This window comes from Streptomyces sp. M2CJ-2, assembly GCF_016757295.1.
Taxonomy (GTDB): domain Bacteria; phylum Actinomycetota; class Actinomycetes; order Streptomycetales; family Streptomycetaceae; genus Streptomyces.
In genome coordinates this window covers 1-5,045 of the sequence record NZ_JAESIF010000158.1, presented here as the reverse complement: position 1 = coordinate 5,045, position 5,045 = coordinate 1, and the positions used below count along the sequence as shown (strand labels likewise).

Genomic DNA, 5,045 nt, shown 5'->3' with positions numbered 1-5,045 from the left:
GGCCTTTCTCCAGGCCGTCGGCGTCGGCTCGATCAGGGCCCACCGGGCGTCGGACAGGTCGCTGGGGTACGGCTTCCGCCGGCTCACGGGCCAGCGTGGGCACGGGAGGGCCGGAAGGTACCGTTCCGCTGATCATCGGGAGGTTCTGCCGCATCTTCGAACCAGGCGGACTTCCAGTGGCAGAGGTGAGTGAAACGGATGGCGGGCCTCGAGTGGCGGGAAGAGGCAAAGGTCGTATACGGCTCGGACCATCGCAGATCGGGTCAGCCATGAAAGCCGCTTTTCGGAACGGTCCTACGTAAACGCCCCCTAAGAGCTCGTAACACGATCTTGTGACTCGTTGCTGGTGGCGTGTGAGCTGGGCTGAGATGCAGGGCGCCGCTGGACCTACCATGACGTCATGGCCGTCGACCTCTTCGCAGGCATCCCCGTAACCGACTACGCAGCAGCGCTGGCCTGGTACGAGCGGCTACTCGACTCCCCGCCGACGTTTATCCCGAACGACACGGAGGCCGTGTGGGAACTGGCGGAACACCGGTATGTGTACATCGAGCATCGGCCCGAACATGCCGGCCACGCCATGCACACCGTCTTCGTCGACAACCTCGACACCCGCGTCGCCGGGATCGCTGATCGGGGACTGAAGCCCAGGAGTCGCGAAACCTACTCAAATGGCGTGCGCAAGGTCACGTACCAGGATCCGGACGGAAACGAGATCGGGTTCGGCGGCGCTCCGCTCTGACCTCAACCAGCCTCCAAGGTGACTTAGTCCACGATCCACAGTCGGTTCCCACACCTCAAGAATGGCGGAATCGTCGTACTGGTCACGCCCGACCAGCGCACCTCAACAAGATCGTGTCACGAACACGAAGAGCTGTCCCAGACAGGATGTCTGGTCCCAGGTGATGTTTGGCGTTCTGGTCCCAGCTGTTGCCTGACGGTGGGCCTAGACAACATCGGAAACCCTGGGGGGCCTGTTCGCCTTCACGTTACGGACCGGGACGTCGATCGTGCGCCGGATCACCGACGCGATCACGCAGTACCGGGAATGATCGTCCACCCCCGTCACGACCTTCGCCTCGCGCAGTTCCCCGGTCACCGGATCGACCAGCATCACCCCGCCGACTATGTCCATCTGCCACAGCTGCATCGGCCTATCCCGCTGCCAGCGCCTGTAATCCGACCGCTTCCGGCGCCGCACCCCCGGCTCCACCAGCCCATGGCGGACCAGGATCCGATACACCGTCATCCGCGACGGCACCGGGCTCACCGTCCCGGACCGCTCCAGCACATGAGCGATCCGCCGCGGACCCCACCGAGGATGCTCACGCCGCAACTCGCACACGGCCGCCTCCACCTCGGCAGAGGCCTGATGCGGACACGAGGCCGGCCTGCGCGAACGGTCCGCCAGCCCGGCCAGGCCCGAGGCCGCATACCGGGACTTCCACCCGCTCACCGTCTACCGCGACACCCCCAGCGACGCGGCGACCTCCGTCACCGTCGCTCCCGCCAGCACCGCAAGCACAGCCCGGTATCTCTGCTCGACAACCGACAACTCCACCAGTGCCAATCCCGGCCTCCCCACACGCGCCGCAACGACACGCACAGAAAAGCCGAACACGGCCACCGTCAACCATCAGCTGGGACCGAAGTGTCAAGCATCTACCGGGACCGGACAGAGGGGGATCGATCACCGCGGTAAGAGTTTCCCTACTTCATCAAGGCCCGCGCACGGCGCGGGCGCGCGCCGCCTCTGCGGCGCGGCCCGCCTCCTGTCTTCGCCCCGGCTGGCCGCGCCCGGCGGCGCGCTGCGTGCATGCGGGCAAGGGCGAGACGTCATCCGCGGGCACAAGATGATGCCTCCGGCGGGGGATCGGCCGGCACCGGGATGGAGGGGGCACCGTTGCCGACAGCGGACGGGATGGGAGCTGGGGTGAGGGGTGGGTTGTTGTGGTCTGCGGGTGCGTGCACCACGCCTATAGGGACGATGCCCAGACGACAACCCCGGCAGGGACGAGGGCAGAGGCGAGGCCGAAGCTCAGGCATGCATAGGCCAGCGCCTTGAAGGCCTTGTGCTTTTGAGCCCGAAATGCTGCGAAACAGGTGAAGTTGACGATGGCGAGGCACGGCAGAGTGATGAAGACGAACCCCAGCGCTGCCATGATTCCCCCGATCAACCAACCGCCCCATAGCCGGAAGCTACAGCAACTAGCGCGGCCGCCCACCACCAGGCCAGGCGACGGTTGGACGGCACACCCAGGCCGCTACGTAGGCCACGCGTGCCCTCCGCATGCCCGATCGAGCAGCGACCGGCGGGGAACGACGAGGAATCTCGGCGAGCGTCCCGAGGATGCGCAGGTCATCGTCACGCCAGGTCATCGGCCGTCCGCGTACGCGATCTTCCAAACCAGGGACGTAGAGGGTGGTTACCGGTACCAGTCGCCATCGCCCGCGAGGGAACGGTGCAGGTAGTCCTCCAGCTCGCGCGCAGCCCACAGCCGACTGTCATTCTCGTGGTCCCAGACGAAGATGTCCGGACGCTCAGGCGTCAGCACGAAGGCGAACTGGTCGCCCCCGCCGTTGTCGCCGAAGAACAGCAGCGGATCGAAGGGCATGTACAGGCCTGGGAACGTATCGGGGGACCAGAACAGCAGGTTCTGCTCCACAATCCGATCCAGGGACCATACGACGCCAGTCCCGTACTCGCCGACCATCCCGTTGGTCTCCATCAGCAGAGCAGTCAGCTGCGCCGGCAAACCTCGGCCGAGGCGCCGTTCCGCCTCGGCTAGAGCAGTCGCGTCAACGGGTGCGCGGAACTCGGTCTCGGGCAAGGCTTCGGCAGCGGCTTCTTTCCACATAGGCGCAGCCTAGGCCGAAGGGCTGACCGCCCCGACAACAGGCGCTGTACAGCAGTGAAGTACAGCAACCACAGCAAACGCCCCCGATCGGCAACGCACTTACAGGACCTCAGCGCAACCGATATGACCGCCACCGACCGATCCACATAGAGCTACGGATCAGAAGTGGGGGTCGTCGAAGCGACGGGCGGATCTGTCAAGAGAGCATCCAGCGCCTGACATCAGCGGCTGACACCAACAGGCGTGAACTTCGACGGTCAACGCTGGACCTCAGCGAACCATCGTCCGAGGACTTCAGACGGTCGACTGGCATCGCTGACGTCCCATGATCGACCTGATAAGGATGAGGCGCGAACCTGTACCAGGCGGGCCGCCGCCCATTGTTTGAGGGCGGCGGCCCGCCGGCTTGCCGCCGTCATTGAGACTCCGCCGACAGTAGGCAGCCGGGCCGTGTCCGGTGTGCCGACACCAACACGTGATGCCAACTCAACACACTGTTAACCCTGTTCATTAATGTGGATACGAGGTGCAGTCCACGTGTGAGACGTGGTGCACCGCCTCGACACGAACTGAAATGAAGGCAGAAGAGAAAGAGTGAAGGCGGAGGACTTGACAGTGGGACAGTGGTGGATCGTGGCGCTAGTCACTTCCGCACTGCTCGTCGCAGCATTCTACTTTTGCCTCAAAAGCAAGAAGGGCGCAGTGTATTCACTGATCGCTCCCGCCCTCGGAGCGATCTCCGTCACGGGGCACAGTCACATACGAGGCCATATGGAGATAGAAGCTCTCGTCATCTTCTCCACCTCCATGCTCTCCTTGGCTCTCCTGCTCGTTGCCATCAGGCCAGACGTACGGAAGTACGCAGAAAAAGCCCGGCTCGGCGAGGAGTACGAGATTCCGAAGTGGAAGATCAACCTCTATGCAGTGCTGGTGCTGACCTTCGCGATTGTCGTCGGGTCCATGCTTCTTTAAGCCCCTCATGGTAGCTATTCGGGACAGCACGGAAGTACAGCAACCACCGGCAACCAACCCCGACCACCAACGGCCCTGAGCGACCTTCTGACGTGCCCGGCAGACCTCAGCGACCACCCTGCCCATAGTTCGCACCAAGGGGCGACCTGACATCCACGGCTGACATCAACGACGCCGGACGTCAGCACTCCTGGGCGGTCCGACACGGCCAGTGCGACCGGGTGGTTCCCCGGCGGTGCCGAGGAGCGATCGAACTCCTAAAGCGGGTGTCGCAGGTCCGAATCCTGCCGGGGGCACCAGGCAAAAAGCCCCGGACCGATCACGGTCCGGGGCCTGATGAGCATCCCAAGCTCCGGGCGCACCCAGCCCTCGCCATAGGGTCCGTCCCATGACGACGCATGCTTGGTTCGAGATCGATGATCCGGACGACGACTTCGAGTTCGACGACACTGAGAGAGCCTTCGTATCTGCGCTGAGCGGGCGTTGCATGGCCTGGGCGCCAGCTGATGTTGTCGGGGAGGTCGGACGCCCGGACAGCTGGGAATCGCTCCTCGCTCATGTCAGCCTGTCCGACCGGGCGGAGCCCCGTCTGCACTTGATCGATCTGGGTGTGCACCTGGTCGGTAACCGCATCCGCGGGGACCGTCTGCACAATCAGCTGTATCTGCTCCCGGATCGTCCCAGTGACTGGGCACTTGATGCCACGGGCTCCACGGAACGGCTCGCCGAGCTTGCCGCCGAGTGGTTCCGCGCGGTTCTGGACAAGCCGATCGTGTTGTATGTCTGGCTCCACGAGGGCTACGCCTACGCTGCCCGCTACGCGTTCGCCGACAGCGGCGAGACGATCTGCCAAAGCTACGTGGAGAGCATCGCCCCACCGGGCCAAGCCGCGGAACTGACAGCCGCCGGCCACGTGCACGGCAAGGGCTGGATCCAGACCGTCGGCTTGCCGACGCCCTCCCTCTATCTGCACATCCGGGGCGACCTCGAGAGGGGCAGCACCATATCCGAGGTTCCGGCAACGACCAAGCGTGGACCGCTTCCCGGACTTTGGTACGAATGATCATCTGCCTCCCGTTGACCTACGCCGCACCACAACCGCACCAGATCGAGCGGGGAACAGCGGGGAACCACGGTGTAAGTGCCTGTCCATGAACTGATCATTTCGAGGTTGGCGGGGCGGTGGCGCGGGCGAGGCGGCGTCGCATCAGGAGG

General features: G+C 64.5%; 5 protein-coding genes and 2 pseudogenes. 3 read left to right on the top strand and 4 right to left on the bottom strand.

Annotated elements, in window-relative coordinates:
* Positions 1-87, bottom strand: a pseudogene (locus JL475_RS38035) (IS5/IS1182 family transposase); the annotation flags it as partial.
* A 313-nt stretch (positions 88-400) separates the two neighbouring features.
* Here JL475_RS38035 and JL475_RS38030 point away from each other — a divergent pair.
* Positions 401-742 carry a VOC family protein gene (locus JL475_RS38030; protein WP_202282773.1) on the top strand — a complete coding sequence of 114 codons (342 nt, stop codon included), beginning with the start codon at positions 401-403 and terminating at the stop codon, positions 740-742.
* Positions 743-1,012: 270 nt separating this feature from the next.
* Here JL475_RS38030 and JL475_RS38025 read toward each other — a convergent pair.
* The 3 genes and pseudogenes from JL475_RS38025 to JL475_RS38015 all read right to left on the bottom strand — a co-directional run.
* Positions 1,013-1,555, bottom strand: a pseudogene (locus JL475_RS38025) (helix-turn-helix domain-containing protein); the annotation flags it as partial.
* Between the two features lie 421 nt (positions 1,556-1,976).
* Complete coding sequence (locus tag JL475_RS38020; RefSeq protein ID WP_202282772.1) at positions 1,977-2,162, bottom strand: hypothetical protein; 186 nt, start codon at positions 2,160-2,162, stop codon at positions 1,977-1,979.
* Positions 2,163-2,426: 264 nt separating this feature from the next.
* On the bottom strand, positions 2,427-2,858 hold the full coding sequence (locus JL475_RS38015; protein WP_202282771.1) for an SMI1/KNR4 family protein: 432 nt from the start codon (positions 2,856-2,858) through the stop codon (positions 2,427-2,429).
* A 594-nt stretch (positions 2,859-3,452) separates the two neighbouring features.
* Between JL475_RS38015 and JL475_RS38010 the strand changes: the two genes are divergently transcribed.
* Positions 3,453-3,830, top strand: a complete 378-nt coding sequence (locus JL475_RS38010) for a hypothetical protein (protein WP_202282770.1) — start codon at positions 3,453-3,455, stop codon at positions 3,828-3,830.
* Between the two features lie 388 nt (positions 3,831-4,218).
* On the top strand, positions 4,219-4,893 hold the full coding sequence (locus JL475_RS38005) for a hypothetical protein (RefSeq protein WP_202282769.1): 675 nt from the start codon (positions 4,219-4,221) through the stop codon (positions 4,891-4,893).
* Positions 4,894-5,045: the final 152 nt, after the last annotated feature.

What these genes read in the sequence shown, in the direction of transcription:
- JL475_RS38015 (WP_202282771.1), bottom strand. Translation starts at nt 2,858, where the DNA reads ATGTGGAAAGAAGCCGCTGCCGAAGCCTTGCCCGAGACCGAGTTCCGC.
- JL475_RS38020 (WP_202282772.1), bottom strand. Translation starts at nt 2,162, where the DNA reads ATGGCAGCGCTGGGGTTCGTCTTCATCACTCTGCCGTGCCTCGCCATC.
- JL475_RS38030 (WP_202282773.1), top strand. Translation starts at nt 401, where the DNA reads ATGGCCGTCGACCTCTTCGCAGGCATCCCCGTAACCGACTACGCAGCA.
- JL475_RS38005 (WP_202282769.1), top strand. Translation starts at nt 4,219, where the DNA reads ATGACGACGCATGCTTGGTTCGAGATCGATGATCCGGACGACGACTTC.